Raw genomic sequence first — 17,175 nt, 5'->3', positions numbered from 1 at the left:
GGTAAACCCTGTGTAATTGTTGCAGTTTCTTATTTCTTCTACCGCTGGCACGCAGGTGCTGGCGGTTTTCTTTTTTCTTGCTTGCTATGCAATTCAAAAATCTGTCGGTAGCCAAAAAAGTCTGGCTGCTGTTGTTGACTGTGATGGGAACCATGCTGGCCACAGGGCTGAGCATGACAACGTATCTGGGCACTGTGGATACGCAGATGCGGGATCGCATCGTGGATATGGAAGAGCGCATCCGCTTGGTGGTGCAGCTCAGTGGCAATGCAGAAGCCACTTCCAGCTACTTGGTGGCGGCCAATATGGCCCAGGATGCCGCCTCCATGGATTTCTTCAACGCGCAGTACACCAAGAACTCGGTAGAAGCGGCCAAGCTGCTGGAGGAAACGGACCGACGCATACAAAGTCCGGAAGGCCGTGCCCAGCTGACGCGCATTCTGGAGCAGCGCAAAAAGCTGCAGCAGCTGTCCGAGCAGGTGAGCATGGAGCGCCGTAACGATGGCGATGTGGGACAGATGGTCATGGGCCAACTGGTGCCTGCGGTGCAGCAATACCTGGGGCTGCTCACGGAGATGGTGCAGCTGCAGCAGAATCTCAAGGCCAAAGGCGTACAGCAGGGCGAAGCGCAACTTGCCGTAGCCAAGAATATTGGCGGTGCAGCTTTGGTGGGCGTGGTGGTGCTGGGCCTGCTGCTGTCGATCTGGTTGGTACGCCAGCTGACGCAGCCACTGGCGCGCGCTGTGGCGCTGGCGGAAACCATTGCCGCCGGTGATCTGACGGCCGATGTGCACGATGACCGCCAAGATGAATTGGGCCAGTTGCTGCGCAGCCTGAGCGCCATGACGCAGAAGTTGCGTGCGGTGGTGGGCGAAGTCCGCAATGGCGTGGACTCCGTGTCTTCTGCCGCCAGCCAGATTGCTTCGGGCAACCAGGACCTGTCGGCACGCACCGAACAAACGGCGGCGAACCTGGAAGAAACAGCGGCCAGCATCGAAGAGCTGACTGCCACGGTGACGCAGTCTGCCGATACCGCACGCCAGGCCAATCAGCTGGCTTCTACCGCCGTAGAAGCTGCGGAGCGTGGTGGCGAAGTGGTCAGCCAAGTGGTCATGAGCATGGACCAGATCAACACGTCCAGCCGCAAGATCAGCGACATCATTGGCGTGATCGATGGCATTGCTTTCCAGACCAATATTTTGGCGCTGAATGCCGCGGTGGAAGCCGCACGTGCTGGGGAACAAGGCCGTGGCTTTGCGGTGGTGGCCGGTGAGGTTCGCAGCCTGGCAGGCCGCAGCGCTGAAGCCGCCAAAGAGATCAAGGCCCTGATTACGGCCAGTGTGAACAACGTCGATCTGGGCGCGGAGCAGGTTGCGCAAGCCGGCGAAAGCATGCAGGAAATTGTGAGCAGCGTGCGCCGGGTGACGGATTTGATCGGTGAGATCACTGCATCGTCGAGCGAGCAGCGCGATGGCATTGCGCAAGTGAACCAGGCGGTGAGCAATCTTGACCAGATGACCCAGCAAAATGCAGCGCTGGTGGAAGAGTCGAGCGCGGCCGCATCCTCCATGAACGAGCAGGCCCAGCGCCTGGCCGAAGTGGTGGCGGTGTTCAATGTAGGGCATGTGGCAGTGGCAGCAGCCCCTGTACGCAGCGTTGCACCGCCCAGCATGGCCGCCGCCGGCCTGCGCGCCCGGGCCGCAACACCCAAAGCCGCGATCGCCCAGCCAGCCACCAGCACCAGCACCAGCACCAGCACCAGCACCAGCAAACCAGCGCCAAGCAAGCCAGAACCCAAAGTGGCTGAAGCTGCGCCCAAGCTGTTGCGCCCTGCACCTGTGGCCAGCAAGGCTAGCGTTCCCAGCGACGATGACTGGGAAACCTTCTGAGTCTTTGTGACGAAGCGATACAAGGAGCCATTGCGGCTCCTTTTTTTATCAGCAAAATAGATCGCCAGCGCTTGCAGGTCAGGCGCAGGTAGCTATTAAAAATAATTTCAGAGGCCAGCATGGACCGACATGACGAAGCAGTGATGCAGTTTTTAACTGCCAATGGCGACACGTTTATTGCCCCGCACTACGAGGTGGCCGCTGGCTGGATGTGCCCCAGCTTTGTGGCGCTGCGCCCCGCCAAAAAGCAAGTCTGGGTGGTGGAGGTGACAGCATCCGGCTACCCCTTGGGCTTGGTGGACCGCATCAATCAACGTATCGAGAAGTGGTATGCCCCGCTGCTGGAGCAACTGCAGCGGCTGCAGGTGACGCACAGTGACTGGAGCATTGGCCTGCTGGTGTTTGTGCGCGACGACCAGGTCGAATGGCTCACAGGCCGGGTAAAGGATCTGGCAGGGGTGCAGGTGCTGAGCTTGGAGACAGCCAGCAGCCCCTGGGCCTGGCACGGCAGTGTCTGGACCGAGGACTTTGACTTTGCCCATGGCGACATTCCCCGCAAACAGGCAGCGGGCCCTGACGCACCGCAAACCCATTGATGGGGGGCACGCAGTGGCCCCGCGTATGCGGGCTGGTGGGCATGCTGATGGTGGCATGGGTGGGCCGGGCCGCCGTGGCGGCACCTTGGCAGATCTGTGATCTCCAGGTGCGTGTGCTGGAGCATGCGGCACAGACGCGCACTCTGTGGGTGCAAGTGCTGCAAGCGCAAGGGGCTGCGGAATGTGCCCCCTCTGGGACACACTTGGAATTTCGGCCTGCCAGTCTGGACTATCAGAGCGAGCTACCCCGCAGGCAATGGCCCAAGCCTGGGCAAACAGTGACCGTGCGCCACCGTTATCTGGATGGCGTGTGCAAAAACACGGGTCCTTGTCGCATTCAGCACTACTCACCACTGCGGCCTTGAGCGCCTGCGCGCCATGGTCGTTGCTGCCCGCTGGCTTGCGGTCTGACTTTTCAATTCTTCTTTCAGGTTTCTTGGCATGCATGCACCCGATTCGATTCGCCCTTGGACATTTGCCGATCAAGTCAGCAGTTACCGTTTCTGGGCGCTGATCGTCGCTTGGCTGTGCGTGGCCTTCAATGGCCATTTGCTGCGCAGCGGAGCCTTGCAGACCTTGCGCGAGCAGGCTGGTTACGCCGACATCGCCATGGTGCTGGGCGGGGCACTGCCTGTGGGCATTGTCACGGGGCTGATTGGGGGGCTGCTGGTGGTACGTGGCCGCACGGTGCGCTGGCTGATTGCCGTGCTGCTGTTGGCGGGCGTGCTGCTGCCCTGGGCCACGGGGGCGCTCAGCAGCGCCACATTGCCCATGTTGACCTTGAAGTTGGTGGCGGCCGAAGCCCTCAGCTACGGCGTGATGCTGGCGGTCATTGCCTGGCTTGGCGGTGGGCGCAGCAACAGCATCGCCCTGGCCACGGTGTTGGCAGTGGCTTTGCTGCTCAAGGCAGTGGTGGACATGTCGGGCAGCATCGCCTTCATGCACCTGAGCCAGACGTGGCCTGATATCAGCCTGCAGTTCTGGTCGGTCACCGTGGTCCTTGTGGCTGTGCTGGTGTTGCTGCCCCTGCTGCATCCCAGTGCCCAGGACTTGTTTGCAGGGGTGCCTGCACCACGCCATTGCCCGCTGCAGCCGCGCCATCGCCACCCTGGGGTGGCAGCGGCATGGGGTGGTTTGCTGTGGGTTGGGGGGCTGGCGCTGTGCGGTGTGCTGTGGCAGATGGCACTTGGTGACTGGACGGACCCTGCCCATGCCCGCCGGTGGGTATGGGGGGCCGCAGGCGTGGCGCTGTTGGGGCTGTTGGGCGTGGTGTACTGGAACTACCGCATCCACGGTGAACTGGCTGCCTTGGCGCCATCGCCCCAATTGCTGACACCCCGGGCTGCAGCCCTGGCATCGTTGTTGCTGCCACTGGCTGCACTGCTGTTGCCCCTGCAACTGGCTGCCGTGTTGAATCAGACGCAGCGGGTGCGCATTGCCACCGGCTGGCTGGTGTACTGGAGCCTGTTGCTGCCTGCTGTGGCCATGGCCCAGGTGCAGCGCGCCGTGAATACGCTGGCCCAGGATGTGAACGCTGCGCCAGGTAGGGCGGATGCCTGATGTCACGCTCAGTCGCCTGCCGATCTCTATGATCGGGCAGCAGGTTGGAGCATTTGTTGTATTAAAAATGAGAGCGCTCTGCGCTCATTGGCTGGACGGAAAACCCCTATGACAACCCTCGGAACCCCTCTCACCCCCCACGCCACCAAAGTCATGCTGCTGGGCAGCGGCGAATTGGGCAAGGAAGTGCTGATCGCCTTGCAGCGCCTGGGCGTAGAAACCATTGCGGTAGACCGCTACGAGAACGCGCCCGGCCAGCAAGTGGCCCACCATGCGCGCACCATCGCCATGAGCGATCCAGCGCAGCTCAAGGCGCTGATCGAGGCCGAAAAGCCTGACTTGGTGGTGCCCGAGATCGAAGCCATTGCCACGCCCATGCTCGAAGAGTTGGAAGCTGCCGGTGTGGTCACCGTCATTCCCACGGCCCGTGCCACGCGCCTGACGATGGACCGCGAAGGCATCCGCCGTCTGGCTGCAGAGACGCTGGGCCTGCCCACCAGCCCCTACCGCTTTTGCGATTCCGCCGAAGAGCTGCAAGCCGCCATTGATGGCACCGATGGCCAGAGCGCCATCGGCTACCCCTGCGTGGTCAAGCCGGTGATGAGCAGCTCCGGCAAGGGCCAGAGCAAGATCGACGGCCCGGACGATGTGCAAAAAGCCTGGGACTACGCCATGGCTGGCGGCCGCGTGGCCAAGGGCCGCGTGATCGTCGAAGGCTTTATCGACTTTGACTACGAAATCACCCAGCTGACGGTGCGCGCCAAGGGCGCGGATGGCCAGATTGCCACCCATTTCTGCGACCCCGTGGGCCACATACAGCAGGTCGGCGACTATGTGGAAAGCTGGCAACCCCACCCCATGTCGGCCAGCGCGCAAGCCAAGTCGCAGCAGATTGCCAAGGCCGTGACCGACAACCTGGGCGGCCTGGGCCTGTTTGGCGTGGAGCTGTTTGTGAAGGGCGAGCAAGTGTGGTTCAGCGAAGTCTCGCCGCGCCCGCACGACACTGGCCTGGTCACGCTGTGCACGCAGTGGCAGAGCGAATTTGAGCTGCATGCCCGCGCCATCCTGGGCCTGCCGGTGGACACCAGCTTGCGCAACCCCGGTGCCAGCGCCGTGATCTACGGCGGCCAAGACGCCGAAGGTCTGGTGTTTGACGGCGTCGATGAGGCGCTGGCGATTCCGGGAACCGACCTGCGCCTTTTCGGCAAGCCCGAGAGCTTTGTGAAGCGCCGCATGGGCGTGGCGCTGGCGCGTGCCGCCGATGTGGAGCAGGCCCGTACCACCGCCAAGCTGGCCGCCAGCAAGGTCAAGCCGCGCAAGCCTTGAAAATGAGAGCTGAAAGCGTAGGCTGTATCAGCGCTGAAGGCCTTAAACATGCTTAAAAAAAGCCACCACCTTTGCATCAAAGGTGGTGGCTTTTCGGTTTTCAGCGTCCTGAATTTTCAGGGGAAGGTCGCGGATTTTGGCGCTGGGGTGGGTTCAGCCGCCACATCGGGCGCCGGTGGTGTGTGCTTGTGCAATCGCTCGGCGGGCACGGGGGTGCCCATGCGCCAGCGCCGGACCACACGCTGGAAGATCAGCGCATTGGGGATCTGGATCAAGGTGCCGGGCTCGGATGCGGTGGAATCTTCCAGCGTGGTGTAGAGCAGGTTGATGTCGCACACACGACCCAGTGCGCCGGGTTTTTCAGCCGTGTCCAGCACTTCAATGTGATCACCCACACGGAAGGGGCCCACGGTGAAGATCAGGAAGGCACAAAACAGGTTGGACAGCACGCTCCATGCGGCAAAGAAGGCCACCGCACCCACGGTGGCAAAGCCGGTGAAGGCGGACCACAGCACACTGGCCGAGACGCCCAGGCGCTCCAGAATCAGCAGCAAGGAACCCGCAAAGATCAGCCAGCGCACCACGGTGTGGATGGGCATGAGCAGCTCATGCGGAAACTCATAGTGCGCACTGGCGCGCTGGATCACCCGCTTGAACAGGCGGTGCAGCAGCCAGGCCACCACCACGATGAGCAGGATCTGCAACATGGGAACGGCCACATCCAGCCAGTCCTGCATCCAGGAGGGAAGGCGGGTTCGCAGGCTTGAAAAACGGTCAATCAGAGTCACGGTCGGTAGATTCAAAACGGTGTGCTTCTTCGGATACTAACGAAACTGCCCGCTGCTGCGGGTGGTTCATGTTGTTACACAAAATGAAAAGGGACCCGGGTGGGTCCCTTGTTCAGGCGCAGTGCGTAGTGCTTAGACCTGTTCGCGGCGCAGGGCGGGGAACAGAATCACGTCGCGGATGCTGGCGCTGTCGGTGAGCAGCATCAGCAGGCGGTCGATACCGATACCGCAGCCGCCTGTGGGGGGCATGCCGTATTCCAGGGCGCGCACAAAGTCGTGGTCGAAGTACATGGCTTCGTCGTCGCCGCCGTCCTTGGCTTCCACCTGGGCATTGAAACGGGCAGCTTGATCTTCGGCGTCGTTCAGCTCGGAGAAGCCGTTACCGAATTCACGGCCAGTGATGTACAGCTCAAAGCGCTCGGTCACCTCGGGGCGCTCGTCGTTGGCGCGGGCCAGCGGCGAGATTTCGGTGGGGTGTTCCATGATGAAGGTGGGGTTCCACAGCTTCTCTTCGACCACTTCTTCAAAGTACAGCACTTGCAGGCTGGCCAGCGAACGGGTGGACAGCTTGTCCTTTTCTTCGTTCATGCCCAGCTTCTTGAGCGCATTGGTCAGCCAGTCGCGGTTGGTCACGTTGTCACCGGCCTCGGTGTACTTGACGATGGCTTCTGGGATGGTCAGGCGTTCAAATGGCTTGGTCAGATCGACGGGCTTGCCGCCGTAGCTGCACTCCAGCGTGCCCACGGCCTTCATGGCGGCGTCGCGGATCAGCTGTTCGGTGTAGTTCATCAGGTCCTGGTAGTCCCAGTACGTGGCGTAGAACTCCATCATGGTGAACTCGGGGTTGTGACGCACCGACACACCTTCGTTGCGGAAGTTGCGGTTGATCTCAAACACGCGCTCAAAGCCACCGACGATCAGGCGCTTCAAGTACAGCTCCGGCGCAATGCGCAGGTACATCTCTTGGTCGAGCGCGTTGTGGTGCGTGATGAACGGCTTGGCGTTGGCACCACCAGGGATGGGGTGCAGCATGGGGGTTTCGACTTCCAGGAAGCCGTGATCGACCATGAAGTCGCGGATGCCGGCCACGGCCTTGGAGCGGGCTACGAAGCGCTTGCGTGCGTCTTCGTTCATCATCAGATCCACGTAGCGCTGGCGCACCTTCTGCTCTGGATCAGCCATGCCGTGGAACTTGTCGGGCATGGGGCGCAGACTCTTGGTCAGCAGGCGAATTTTGGTGGCCTTGATCGACAGCTCGCCGGTCTTGGTCTTCATCAGTGTGCCTTCGATGGCGATGATGTCGCCCAGGTCCCACTTTTTGAAGTCGGCGTAGACCTCTTCACCCACGGCGTCGCGGGTGACGTAAGCCTGAATGCGGCCGGTGGCGTCTTGCACGGTGGCAAAGCTGGCCTTGCCCATGACGCGCTTGAGCATCATGCGCCCGCCCACGGACACGGTCAGGGCTTCTGCTTCCAGGGCCTCGGCTTCCTTTTCGCCATGGGCTTCAATCAAAGGCAGCGCGCGGTTGGCAGGCTTGAAGTCGTTGGGGAACGCGGCAGTACCAGCAGCCTTGGCGGTTTCGCGCAAGGCTTTCAGTTTTTCGCGGCGCTCAGCGATCAGTTTGTTTTCGTCTTGGGGGGCAGCGACTTCTGCCTCGGGAGTATTTTGATGTTCAGACATGGATGAGCGCAGCGCGGGGGCTGAGGAGACAAGCCAAAACAGGAGATTTTAGTTTTTTTGCGCAGCCTCGGCATGCAGTGTGTGCAATCACGGCACTTTGGGTCTGAAAGCGCGGAAAGTCACCGTGCAAATCATCAAAAAATGAGCGCCAAGCGCTTGTATTTGAAGGTTTTGATAGATGAAGGATATTGAAGTCAAGGAGGGTGGAGCGCAAGCTGCTATGTTTTTATATGCTGCATGGGCAGAATGCCCGCTTTTTCCAGCACGTCGGTGACGAGCTCCAGACGCAGCAGGGGACTGTCAATTTCTAGCAATTGCAGCTGCAGGCGTTCATCCATCGGGAACAGTTCACACCAGCGGTTGGCCACCCAGCTGCAGTCGGCAAAACGGGTGTCGTCGCCGCTGTCCAGGTGGTGCTGCGGCAAGCGCTGCAGCACGTGGCGCAATGCGGTCACGCTGTGTTGCAAATCATCGGGAACAGGGGTGGGCAAGTCTGCGGCGATCAACTGCACATCTGCCACCCACAGCCCGCTGGTCAGCCGGTGTGACTGGGTGATGCGAAAGCGATCGATGCCTTTGCACTGCAGCAGCTCCAGCCCGGTGCTCAGCGGCACCACGGTCTGGATCTCGGCAATGGTGCCCACGCCATGAAAGCGTTCCTGGGGTGCCTGGGGGTTGTGCACCTCGCCACCGCTGAGGAGGGTGACGACCCCAAAGGGCGCACCTTGCTCACGGCAGCAACGCACCATCGTGCGGTAACGTGCTTCAAAGACGCGCAAAGGCAGCGCCCCTCCTGGAAAAAGCACGGTGTGCAGGGGAAAAAGTGGCAGAGAAACCAGCGTCAGCGGAGAAGTCATGGTCGATAGCGGCATTACGCTGGCTATGATGGCCTGCAGTGCATGCGCTAGCGCGTAGGCTGAAGCCGCGCTGCATTGCATGCAGGGTGTTTTTATTCACGTAGTGATCCAACCTTTTGATCTCCATGATGGTTCAAATTCTTCAATTCTTGCTGGAGGTGGTGTGTGGCCTGGTGGCTGGCGCTTGCCTGCTGCGTCTGTACATGCAAGCTCAGCGTATTCCGTTCAACAACCCGGTGGGGCAGCTGGTATTTGCGCTGTCTGACTGGCTGGTGATGCCGCTGCGCAAAATCATTCCCAACCGCACCAAGTACGACCTGTCCAGCCTGCTGGGTGCCTGCTTGGTGATGCTGGTGCAGTATGTGCTGCTGTGGCTGTTGATGGGCGCTGTGGGCAGCCCCTTCACGGTGTTGGTGCTGGCGCTGTTTGGCCTGCTGCGGATGGTGTTGACGGGCTTGATCGGGATTTTGATTGTCTATGCCATCTTGTCCTGGGTGCAGCCGCAGTCGCCTGTTGCCAGCATCTTGTACCGCTTGAGCGAGCCACTGCTGCGCCCGCTGCGCAAGCTGATTCCCCTGGTGGGCGGCGTGGACCTGTCGGCACTGGTCGCGATTGTGGTGCTGCAGGTGTTGATGATGGTGCTGGGCAATCTGCAGTTCAACGTGCTGGCGGGCATGAGCGGCCTGGTGATGGCGCGCTGAAATCAGGCATCTCACGACAGCCCCATGCTGCATGGGGCGTAAAAAAAGGCTCCTGATCAGGAGCCTTTTTTGATGGGCAGCGCAGCGCTTAGTCTTGCACCACCGCATCGGCGGGCAGGCGCTGCAGCATGGCCAGTGTGGTGGCCACGGTGTCGCGCAGCTCGCGGCGGTCGACGATCATGTCCACGGCACCCTTGTCTTGCAGGAATTCCGAGCGCTGGAAACCTTCGGGCAGCTTGACGCGCACGGTGGTTTCAATCACGCGGGGACCCGCAAAACCGATCAAGGCCTTGGGTTCGGCCATGACCACATCACCCACAAAGGCAAAACCGGCCGAAACACCGCCCATGGTGGGGTCGGTCAGCACGGAGATGTAGGGCAGGCCCTTCTTGGCCAGGCGGGTCAGTGCGGCATTGGTCTTGGCCATTTGCATCAGGGAGAGCAAACCTTCTTGCATGCGCGCACCGCCGGTGGCGGTAAAGCACAGGAACGGTACCTTTTGCTCGATGGCGGTCTCGACACCGCGCACAAAGCGCTCGCCCACGACAGAGCCCATGGAGCCGCCCATGAAGTCGAATTCAAAGCAGGCCACGACCATCTCGATGCCCTTGACGGTGCCACCCATGACGATCAGTGCATCGGTTTCGCCCGTGTTCTCCAGCGCTTCTTTGAGGCGCTGGGGGTACTTGCGGCTGTCCTGGAACTTCAAGGGGTCAACAGGAATGACTTCCTGGCCGATTTCATAGCGGCCTTCGCCGTCCAGGAAGTGGTTCAGGCGGGCGCGCGCGCCAATGCGGTGGTGGTGACCACAGGTGGGGCATACGTTCTGGTTGCTTTCCAGATCCGTCTTGTACAGCACCGATTCGCAGCTGGGGCACTTGATCCACAGGCCTTCCGGGATCTGCTGGGTGCGATCCTTGGCTTCGGTTTGCTGAATTTTGGCAGGCAGGAGTTTTTCAAGCCAGGACATACGGTTTCCTCTTCAAGGCAATCTCACTTGGCCCTGCGGATGCGCGAGGGCCAAGGGGCGCATTATGCATCCATCGTTTTGCGCACACCGCGCAAGAAATCAATGGCCAGTGGGACAATTTTTTCGTGGGGTTGATCTTCCAGCAATTGGATGATCTTGCTGCCAATGATGGCAGCGTCCGCCACTTGGGCGACTGCGTGGGCGGTTTGGCCATCGCGAATGCCAAAGCCGACGCCCACGGGCAGGGTGACGTGCTGCTTGATGCGCTGCATCATGGCTGCCACGGCATCCACATCCAGGGCGCTGGAGCCGGTCACACCCTTGAGCGAGACATAGTACACATAGCCGCTGGCAATGCGTGCCACTTGCTGGATACGCTCATCGGTGCTGGTTGGGGCCAGCAGGAAGATCTGGTCCATGTCCTTGGCGCGCAGTTTGGCGGCAAAGACTTCGCTTTCTTCCGGCGGGTAGTCCACCACCAGCACGCCATCGACGCCTGCTTCGGCCGCGTCGTTGATGAAGGCATCTTCACCGTGGATCTGGTCGTAGCGCTCTACCGGGTTGGCATAGCCCATCAGCACCACGGGCGTGGTGTGGTTCTTCTGGCGGAACTCGCGCACATAGGCCAGTACATGCTTGAGGCCCACGCCATTGGCAATCGCGCGGTCGCCCGCCTTCTGGATGACCGGGCCGTCGGCCATGGGGTCGGAGAAGGGCATGCCCAGCTCAATGATGTCGGAGCCCGCTTCCACCATGCCGTGCATCAGCGATGGGGTGATGGCCGCAAACGGAAAGCCTGCGGTCACGAAAGGAATCAGCGCCTTGCGGCCTTCGGCATTCAGTTTTTCAAATGTGGCGGCAATGCGGCTCATGCAGCAGGCCCTCCCTTGACGGTCAGACCGCGCATGGAAGGGCGGTCATAAAAATCTTCACCCGACAGATCAGCCACCGTGCCGATGTCTTTGTCACCACGGCCAGACAGGCTGACCAAGATGGATTGTTCGGGCTTCATGGTTTTGGCCAGCTTCATGGCGTAGGCCACGGCATGGCTGGATTCCAGCGCGGGAATGATGCCTTCGGCGCGGCACAGGTAGTGGAAGGCATGCAGCGCTTCCTGATCGGTAATGCCCACGTACTGGGCACGGCCAAGCTCCTGCAGCCAGGCGTGTTCAGGCCCGACACCGGGGTAGTCCAGGCCAGCGCTGATGGAGTGTGTCTCTAGCACTTGGCCGTTATCGTCCTGCATGATGAAGGTGCGGTTGCCGTGCAGCACGCCGGAGCTGCCTTTTTGCAGCGAGGCCGAATGCTTGCCCGTTTCCAGACCCTCACCAGCCGCTTCCACGCCGATCAGCTGGGTGTGCTCGTAGGGGATGTAGGGGTAGAAGATGCCCATGGCATTGGAGCCACCGCCCACGCAGGCGACGACCGCGTCGGGCTGCTCATTGGCCATCTTCAATTCCGTGAAGATTTCGGGCATCTGCGTCAGGCACTCTTCACCGATCACGCTCTGGAAGTCGCGCACCATCGCGGGGTAGGGTGCAGGGCCGGCTACCGTGCCGATGATGTAGAAGGTGTTGTCCACATTCGCCACCCAGTCACGCATGGCTTCGTTGAGCGCATCCTTGAGGGTCTTGGAGCCCGATTCCACCGGAATCACCGTGGCGCCCAGCAACTTCATGCGGTAGACATTGGGGCTTTGGCGCTTCACGTCCTCTGCACCCATGTACACGATGCATTCGAGGCCATAGCGCGCGCAGATGGTGGCGGTGGCCACGCCGTGCTGGCCAGCGCCCGTTTCGGCGATCACGCGGGGCTTGCCCATGCGCTTGGCCAGCATGGCCTGACCGATCACATTGTTGATCTTGTGGGCGCCCGTGTGGTTGAGGTCTTCGCGCTTCAGATAGATTTGCGCGCCACCCATTTCACGCGACATGCGGGCCGCGTGGTAGACGGGGGAGGGGCGTCCCACAAAGTGGGCCAGCTCCGACTTGAATTCAGCGATGAACTCGGGATCGTTCTGGTACTTGGCATAGGCCGCGCGCAACTCGGACAGCGCGTGTGTCAGGGTTTCACTGGCAAAGCTGCCGCCATAGGGGCCAAAGTGGCCGTTGGCATCGGGGTAAGAGTATTCAAACATCAGGATTGGGGGGCAATTTGGGCGTCGGCGGCGCGTACAGCGGCGACGAAGCGTTGAATTTTTTCAGCATCCTTGATGCCCTTGAGCGGTGTGCCTTCAGGGCTGGTGGCTTCCACGCCGGAGCTGACATCAACTGCCAAAGACAGGCAGCGGGGTCGCACCTGGCGGATGCCATCGGTCACGTTTGCAGGCGTAAGCCCACCAGACAAGACGAGGTGAGCGTTGACGCTTGTTGGCAGGAGTGACCAATTGAATGCTTTGCCTGCACCACCGTAGCCGTCCACATGGGCGTCCAGCAAGATGGCCTGGGCCTGAGAGTAATGATGGGCGTATTTTACGAGGTCAAAGTCACGGGCGCCGTCACCAAGGGGAATGCGTGCTGCGCGCACAAAGCGATGACGGCCGTTGTCTGTGGCCTGCGCACAGATTTCCGGGGTCTCATCGCCATGAAACTGCAGCAAAGCATGCGGGATGGCATGCAAGGCCGCCTGCACTTCGGCCACGCTGGCGTTGACGAAGAGCAAGACGGGCGTGATGAACGGTGGCAAGCGCTGGGCCAGCTGCGCAGCGCGCTCCAGCGTGACGGCTCGCGGGCTGGGTGCATAGAGCACAAAGCCCAGTGCATCCACCCCGGCGGCGACAGCAGCGTCCACATCACACTCGCGCGTCAGCCCGCAGACTTTGATGCGTGTGCGGGAAATAGGAGCTGTCAGCGCTTGTTGCATAAGGGCTAGAGGCAGATTGAATACTTAAGGCAACCAGTCGAAACCGGGGGCGTGGTCTGGCAGATTCCACTGGGCATCGTAGACCGGACCCATGAAATACAAGCCATGGGGCGAGAACGTGGGGGCGGCGGCATCGCGCGAACGCGCTGCCAGCACCTCGGCCATCCATTCTGGGCCGTAGGAGCCGTCGCCAATCGCAATCAGGCAGCCCATGATGTTGCGCACCATGTGGTGCAAGAAGGCGCTGCCCTCAAACTCAAAACGCCAGTAGCAGCACTCCATCTCGCGGTGCAGCGACGGCGCCACGCTGCGGCGGGTGATGTCCAGGCGGTGCAAGGTCTTGACGGGTGTCAAGGCCTGGCAGGCTGAGGCGCGAAAGGAGGAGAAATCATGCTCACCGATCAAACAGGCCGCAGCCTGGCGCATGGCATCACCGTCGAGTGCGTTGAACACCCAGCCGACACGCCCGGCTTCCACACTGGGGCGCACGGGCGACTGCAGCAGCACATAGGCATAGCGGCGTGAGGTGGCACAGGCGCGGCTGTGGAAGGCATCGGGCACTTCACGTGCCCATTGCACCGCGATATCTGAGGGCAAAAAAGTGTTGGTGCCACGAACCCAGGCACTCTCGGGGCGCTGCAGCGCCGTGTCAAAGTGCACCACCTGCATCAGGCCATGCACACCAGAATCCGTGCGGCCTGCACACAAAGTGGAGACCTTTTGAGTAGCAAAGCGGCCCAAGGCCGCTTCGAGTTTGTCTTGAACGGTGTTGCCGTTCGTTTGGCTTTGCCAGCCGTTGTAGGTCTGGCCGTTGTAGCTCACCCCGAGGGCTATGCGCATACGGGCTCCAGGGGAAGCGGCCCGCAGGCCGCTTCAGAAAAAATGCTGTGCATCAATCAATTTCAGACAGCATCTTTTGTGCGCGGGCTTTGAGCGGGCCGCTGGCTTCTGCCAGCACTTCCTCGATCAAGGCGCGGGCACCTTCGCTGTCGCCGATAGAGTTGAATTCCTGCGCCAAATCCAGTTTGGTCGACAGGGGATCTTCGGCGAGATTGTGCACGGGCTCTGCAGCGGCTGCAGGCGCTGCGGGAGCACCCAAGTCCAAATTGAGGGAACTCAGGTCAAAGTCCAAGCCATCGGTGCTGGCTGCGGCAGGTGCCTGGGGCGCTGCGGGTTCAGTGACAGGCAGGGGGGCGGCGGGCGCATCCAGATTGAAATCCAGACCCATATCCAGTGCGGGCGCCGCTTCTTCGCGGGCTGCGGGGCTGGCAGGTGGCGGTGTGACTGGAATGTCAAAGCTGGACAGATCCAGGTCTAGGTCGCTCAGGCCTTGCGCGCTGGGGTCTTCTGCCATCAGCGTGTCTTGCACCAGAGTGGGGGGATCAAAGTCCGCTGGCGCTGCTGCTACATCGAGCTGGCTGTCCAGGGTGCTGGGCAGCTCCAGCGCGGCAAAGTCTGCATCGGACGGCCGCGTTGCAGCTGCTGCAGGTTGTGCAGATGTGGCGGGTGTGCTGGACAGGCCGTTATCGGGCAAATCCAGGTTCAGATCGATATCAGGCAGTTGCTGGACGGCCGCAGCGGTGACTGCTGCAGCGCTGGCGGCGGCAGCTGCGCCTTTGGTCTGCTCAGGCTTGACCGAACTCAGCGCTGCGGCAAAGGCCGAGGTGGGCTTGCTGCTGGCACCGCCGTCCGGGGTTTGGGCGGAGGCAAAGAAGGGGTGGGTAGGGTCCATGTGGCGGCCCATCTCCACCACGCGTTGCCATTCAGGACCCTGGCCACCGCTGGCAGCTTGCATGCCGCGGGCAATGGCTTCCAGGCCCTTGATATCGTGGCGTTTGACGCAGATTTCAGCCAGCTTGACATGGATGGACAAGCGATCGGGCTGGCTGCGCAGCGCTTCTTTCAGAATTTCTTCGGCCTGTACATCGCGGCCATAAGCCAGGTAGACATCGGCTTCGGCCACGGGGTCAACATCGCCGCCGCCATCCAATTGGCTGGGCGAATACGCCATGGTGGACGCGCCAGATTCGGCGCTGCTGGTGTCAACTTGCTGGCCACCGCTGCTGCCAAAGAAGGAGTCGGGTTGCAGCTGGCTGTCGCCCATGCTGGGGTCTGGTGCGGCCTGGGTCGCACGGCGGCGCTTCCAGGCGGAGTAGCCCAGCAAGCCCAGCAGCAAGGCCACCAAACCTGCGCCTGCGGGTACCAGTGGGTTTTCCAGCAGCTCATCCACCATCGAAGGCTCAGGCTGCGGTGCGGGTGGCGTAATAGCTGGCTTGGGCTTCTTGGGGGCGGGCTTGGGCGCTTCTGCGGCAGGAGCGGCTTCGGCGGCCGGGGCCGCAGCTTCTGCAGCGGGCGCAGCGCCAGCTTCTACGGCAGACGATGCGACTTCCGTTGCCGCAGCGGCGGTGGCATTGGGCACTTCCACGGCAGGAGCGGCGGGCGCTTCGGCGTCCGCAGCGGGGGCTGGTGTTGTCGCAGCCGGGGCTGTCGCTGCAGGAGACGCTGCAGCAGTCGCAGGTGCGGCAGGAGTAGAGTTTTGGGCCAGATCGTTCAGCTCAGCCAGATTGCGCTGCAGCTCGTTCAGGCGGTTGTCTTGGTCGTTGGCTTGCTTTTGCTCGGCCAGCTTGGCTTCTGCTGCCGCAGTTTGTACGGCACCCTTGGAGAGGGTCAGCTTGTCCGGTGTCTCCGCAGCAGGACGGCTTTCTGCCACGTGCGCTTGCACTTGCCCGCCAGAGCTGCGGTCAGCGGCCTGCACGGTGGCTTGCGGGGCCTTAGATGCCAGGCTGCGGCGGTAGGCGTTGAAGTCACGGCTTTGCGCGGCAACGATTTGGCGGGCCTCGGAGGTCGAAGTTTCCAGCGCTTGCTCGCGGCTGGGCATCTGCACCACGGCACCGGCGCGGATACGGTTGACGTTGCCGTTGATGAAAGCTTCCGGGCTGCTGCGCAGCATGGCGACCAGCATTTGATCCAGCGAAACACCTGCAGGGCGGTTGGCATTGGCGATGCGACCGGCGGTATCGCCAGCGCGCACGCGGGTGCTGGCCTCTTCGCCCGTGGCCGCAGCGTCTGGGTTGGGGCGCTGTGTGCTTGCCGCTGTGCGCTTGGGCTGCGGGCCCGTCTGGCCGCCTGCCGAAGCGGGTGCTGCAACCTGTGGTGCAGCCGTTGGCGCCGTGGTGGTGCGCTGCGAGGCGGGAGGGTCCAGCAGCAAGGTGTAGCTGCGCACCAGATGACCGGTGCTCCATTGTGTCTCCAGCACCAGATCGACAAAGGGGTCCTGAATCGGGGCGTTGCTGCTCAAGCGCAAGCTGGCCGTGCCATCGGCATTGCGGTGCAACTGAATCTGGATGGCACGTGCGGCGTTGCTGAAGTCCAGTCCCTGTGCGCGGAAAGTTTCGGCCGAGGCCATGCGGGCCACAAGACTGTTGAGTTCAGCGGTAGTAGCTTGAGGGATGCTGATTTCAGCGTTCAGGTTTTCGCCCAATGCCGAGCGCACGCTCAATGTGCCCAGGGCCAAAGCAGACGCATCGGTGGTAGTCAGTGCAGCAGAAACAAAGACGGCTGCGGCCAAGGCTGAAAGTTTCCAACGATGCATGGTGGTGGTCACGTTCAAAATGTTGTGCCGAACTGAAGACGGCGGGTGTTCTTATGGAGTGCCGCAAACAGTCTCTCCCACTGAAGGCGGCATTGGCAAAGACATTAGCAGTATTGCCAGAGGGTGACAAGCAAGGCCAAAGCGCGAAAAAGCAAGGCTTGGCCGAGGCAGCATGCTAGCAAAGGCGTGATTATGACAAGCGCAGCGCCCCTCCCAGAGGGAAGCTGCCGCCATTGCGCCCTGACTCAGCGATTCTGCGCGAAGCCTTGGGTTGACCCATGTTTGATGCTGCGCATTGTTACGCAATGTTGTCAGACGGCGACAACCTGCCGCCGCACGCAGGCACAAAAAAAG

15 protein-coding genes are annotated in these 17,175 nt (G+C 61.5%); 6 read left to right on the top strand and 9 right to left on the bottom strand.

Translation table 11 applies throughout. The annotated features are described in order from the left end of the window. Positions 1–86 precede the first annotated feature (86 nt). The 5 genes from AC27VO_RS08265 to purT all read left to right on the top strand — a co-directional run bounded on the left by AC27VO_RS08265 (position 87) and on the right by purT (position 5,371). Positions 87–1,889 (top strand): methyl-accepting chemotaxis protein, encoded by a 1,803-nt coding sequence (locus AC27VO_RS08265; protein ID WP_488666225.1) that lies wholly within the window; start codon positions 87–89, stop codon positions 1,887–1,889. Positions 1,890–2,008: 119 nt separating this feature from the next. Further along, complete coding sequence (locus tag AC27VO_RS08260; RefSeq protein ID WP_488666224.1) at positions 2,009–2,485, top strand: hypothetical protein; 477 nt, start codon at positions 2,009–2,011, stop codon at positions 2,483–2,485. A 41-nt stretch (positions 2,486–2,526) separates the two neighbouring features. Continuing rightward, positions 2,527–2,850, top strand: coding sequence for a hypothetical protein (locus AC27VO_RS08255; protein WP_488666223.1), 324 nt, complete (start codon positions 2,527–2,529; stop codon positions 2,848–2,850). Between the two features lie 76 nt (positions 2,851–2,926). Continuing rightward, complete coding sequence (locus tag AC27VO_RS08250; RefSeq protein WP_488666222.1) at positions 2,927–4,045, top strand: hypothetical protein; 1,119 nt, start codon at positions 2,927–2,929, stop codon at positions 4,043–4,045. Positions 4,046–4,153: 108 nt separating this feature from the next. Next, positions 4,154–5,371, top strand: a complete 1,218-nt coding sequence (gene purT, locus AC27VO_RS08245) for a formate-dependent phosphoribosylglycinamide formyltransferase (RefSeq protein WP_488666221.1) — start codon at positions 4,154–4,156, stop codon at positions 5,369–5,371. 116 nt (positions 5,372–5,487) lie between these two features. Here purT and AC27VO_RS08240 read toward each other — a convergent pair whose 3' ends face one another. From AC27VO_RS08240 to AC27VO_RS08230, 3 genes are all read right to left on the bottom strand, one after another. Further along, the gene (locus AC27VO_RS08240; RefSeq protein ID WP_488666423.1) at positions 5,488–6,108 is read right to left on the bottom strand and encodes a mechanosensitive ion channel family protein; all 621 of its coding nucleotides are present in this window, start codon (positions 6,106–6,108) and stop codon (positions 5,488–5,490) included. 183 nt (positions 6,109–6,291) lie between these two features. Further along, a complete protein-coding gene (gene lysS, locus AC27VO_RS08235) occupies positions 6,292–7,839 on the bottom strand; it encodes a lysine--tRNA ligase (protein WP_488666220.1) in 1,548 nt (515 codons plus the stop codon). Positions 7,840–8,057: 218 nt separating this feature from the next. Further along, a complete protein-coding gene (locus AC27VO_RS08230; protein ID WP_488666219.1) occupies positions 8,058–8,696 on the bottom strand; it encodes an LON peptidase substrate-binding domain-containing protein in 639 nt (212 codons plus the stop codon). 125 nt (positions 8,697–8,821) lie between these two features. Here AC27VO_RS08230 and AC27VO_RS08225 point away from each other — a divergent pair, with 125 nt between their 5' ends. Next, complete coding sequence (locus tag AC27VO_RS08225; protein ID WP_488666218.1) at positions 8,822–9,397, top strand: YggT family protein; 576 nt, start codon at positions 8,822–8,824, stop codon at positions 9,395–9,397. An 88-nt stretch (positions 9,398–9,485) separates the two neighbouring features. Here AC27VO_RS08225 and accD read toward each other — a convergent pair whose 3' ends face one another. The 6 genes from accD to AC27VO_RS08195 all read right to left on the bottom strand — a co-directional run bounded on the left by accD (position 9,486) and on the right by AC27VO_RS08195 (position 16,821). Next, positions 9,486–10,367 carry an acetyl-CoA carboxylase, carboxyltransferase subunit beta gene (gene accD / locus AC27VO_RS08220; RefSeq protein WP_488666217.1) on the bottom strand — a complete coding sequence of 294 codons (882 nt, stop codon included), beginning with the start codon at positions 10,365–10,367 and terminating at the stop codon, positions 9,486–9,488. Between the two features lie 62 nt (positions 10,368–10,429). After that, a complete protein-coding gene (gene trpA, locus AC27VO_RS08215) occupies positions 10,430–11,239 on the bottom strand; it encodes a tryptophan synthase subunit alpha (RefSeq protein WP_488666216.1) in 810 nt (269 codons plus the stop codon). Further along, positions 11,236–12,504, bottom strand: coding sequence for a tryptophan synthase subunit beta (gene trpB / locus AC27VO_RS08210; RefSeq protein ID WP_488666215.1), 1,269 nt, complete (start codon positions 12,502–12,504; stop codon positions 11,236–11,238). Before trpB ends, trpA begins: the two co-directional genes overlap by 4 nt. Continuing rightward, positions 12,504–13,229, bottom strand: coding sequence for a phosphoribosylanthranilate isomerase (locus AC27VO_RS08205; RefSeq protein ID WP_488666214.1), 726 nt, complete (start codon positions 13,227–13,229; stop codon positions 12,504–12,506). Before AC27VO_RS08205 ends, trpB begins: the two co-directional genes overlap by 1 nt. 24 nt (positions 13,230–13,253) lie before the next feature. Next, a complete protein-coding gene (gene truA / locus AC27VO_RS08200) occupies positions 13,254–14,069 on the bottom strand; it encodes a tRNA pseudouridine(38-40) synthase TruA (protein ID WP_488666213.1) in 816 nt (271 codons plus the stop codon). A 52-nt stretch (positions 14,070–14,121) separates the two neighbouring features. After that, positions 14,122–16,821 carry a motility hub landmark protein FimV gene (locus AC27VO_RS08195; RefSeq protein WP_488666212.1) on the bottom strand — a complete coding sequence of 900 codons (2,700 nt, stop codon included), beginning with the start codon at positions 16,819–16,821 and terminating at the stop codon, positions 14,122–14,124. Between the last annotated feature and the right edge of the window lie 354 nt (positions 16,822–17,175).

Source organism: Comamonas sp. 14P8.1.4 (assembly GCF_057799285.1).
This window is presented reverse-complemented; position numbering and strand designations above follow the sequence as displayed.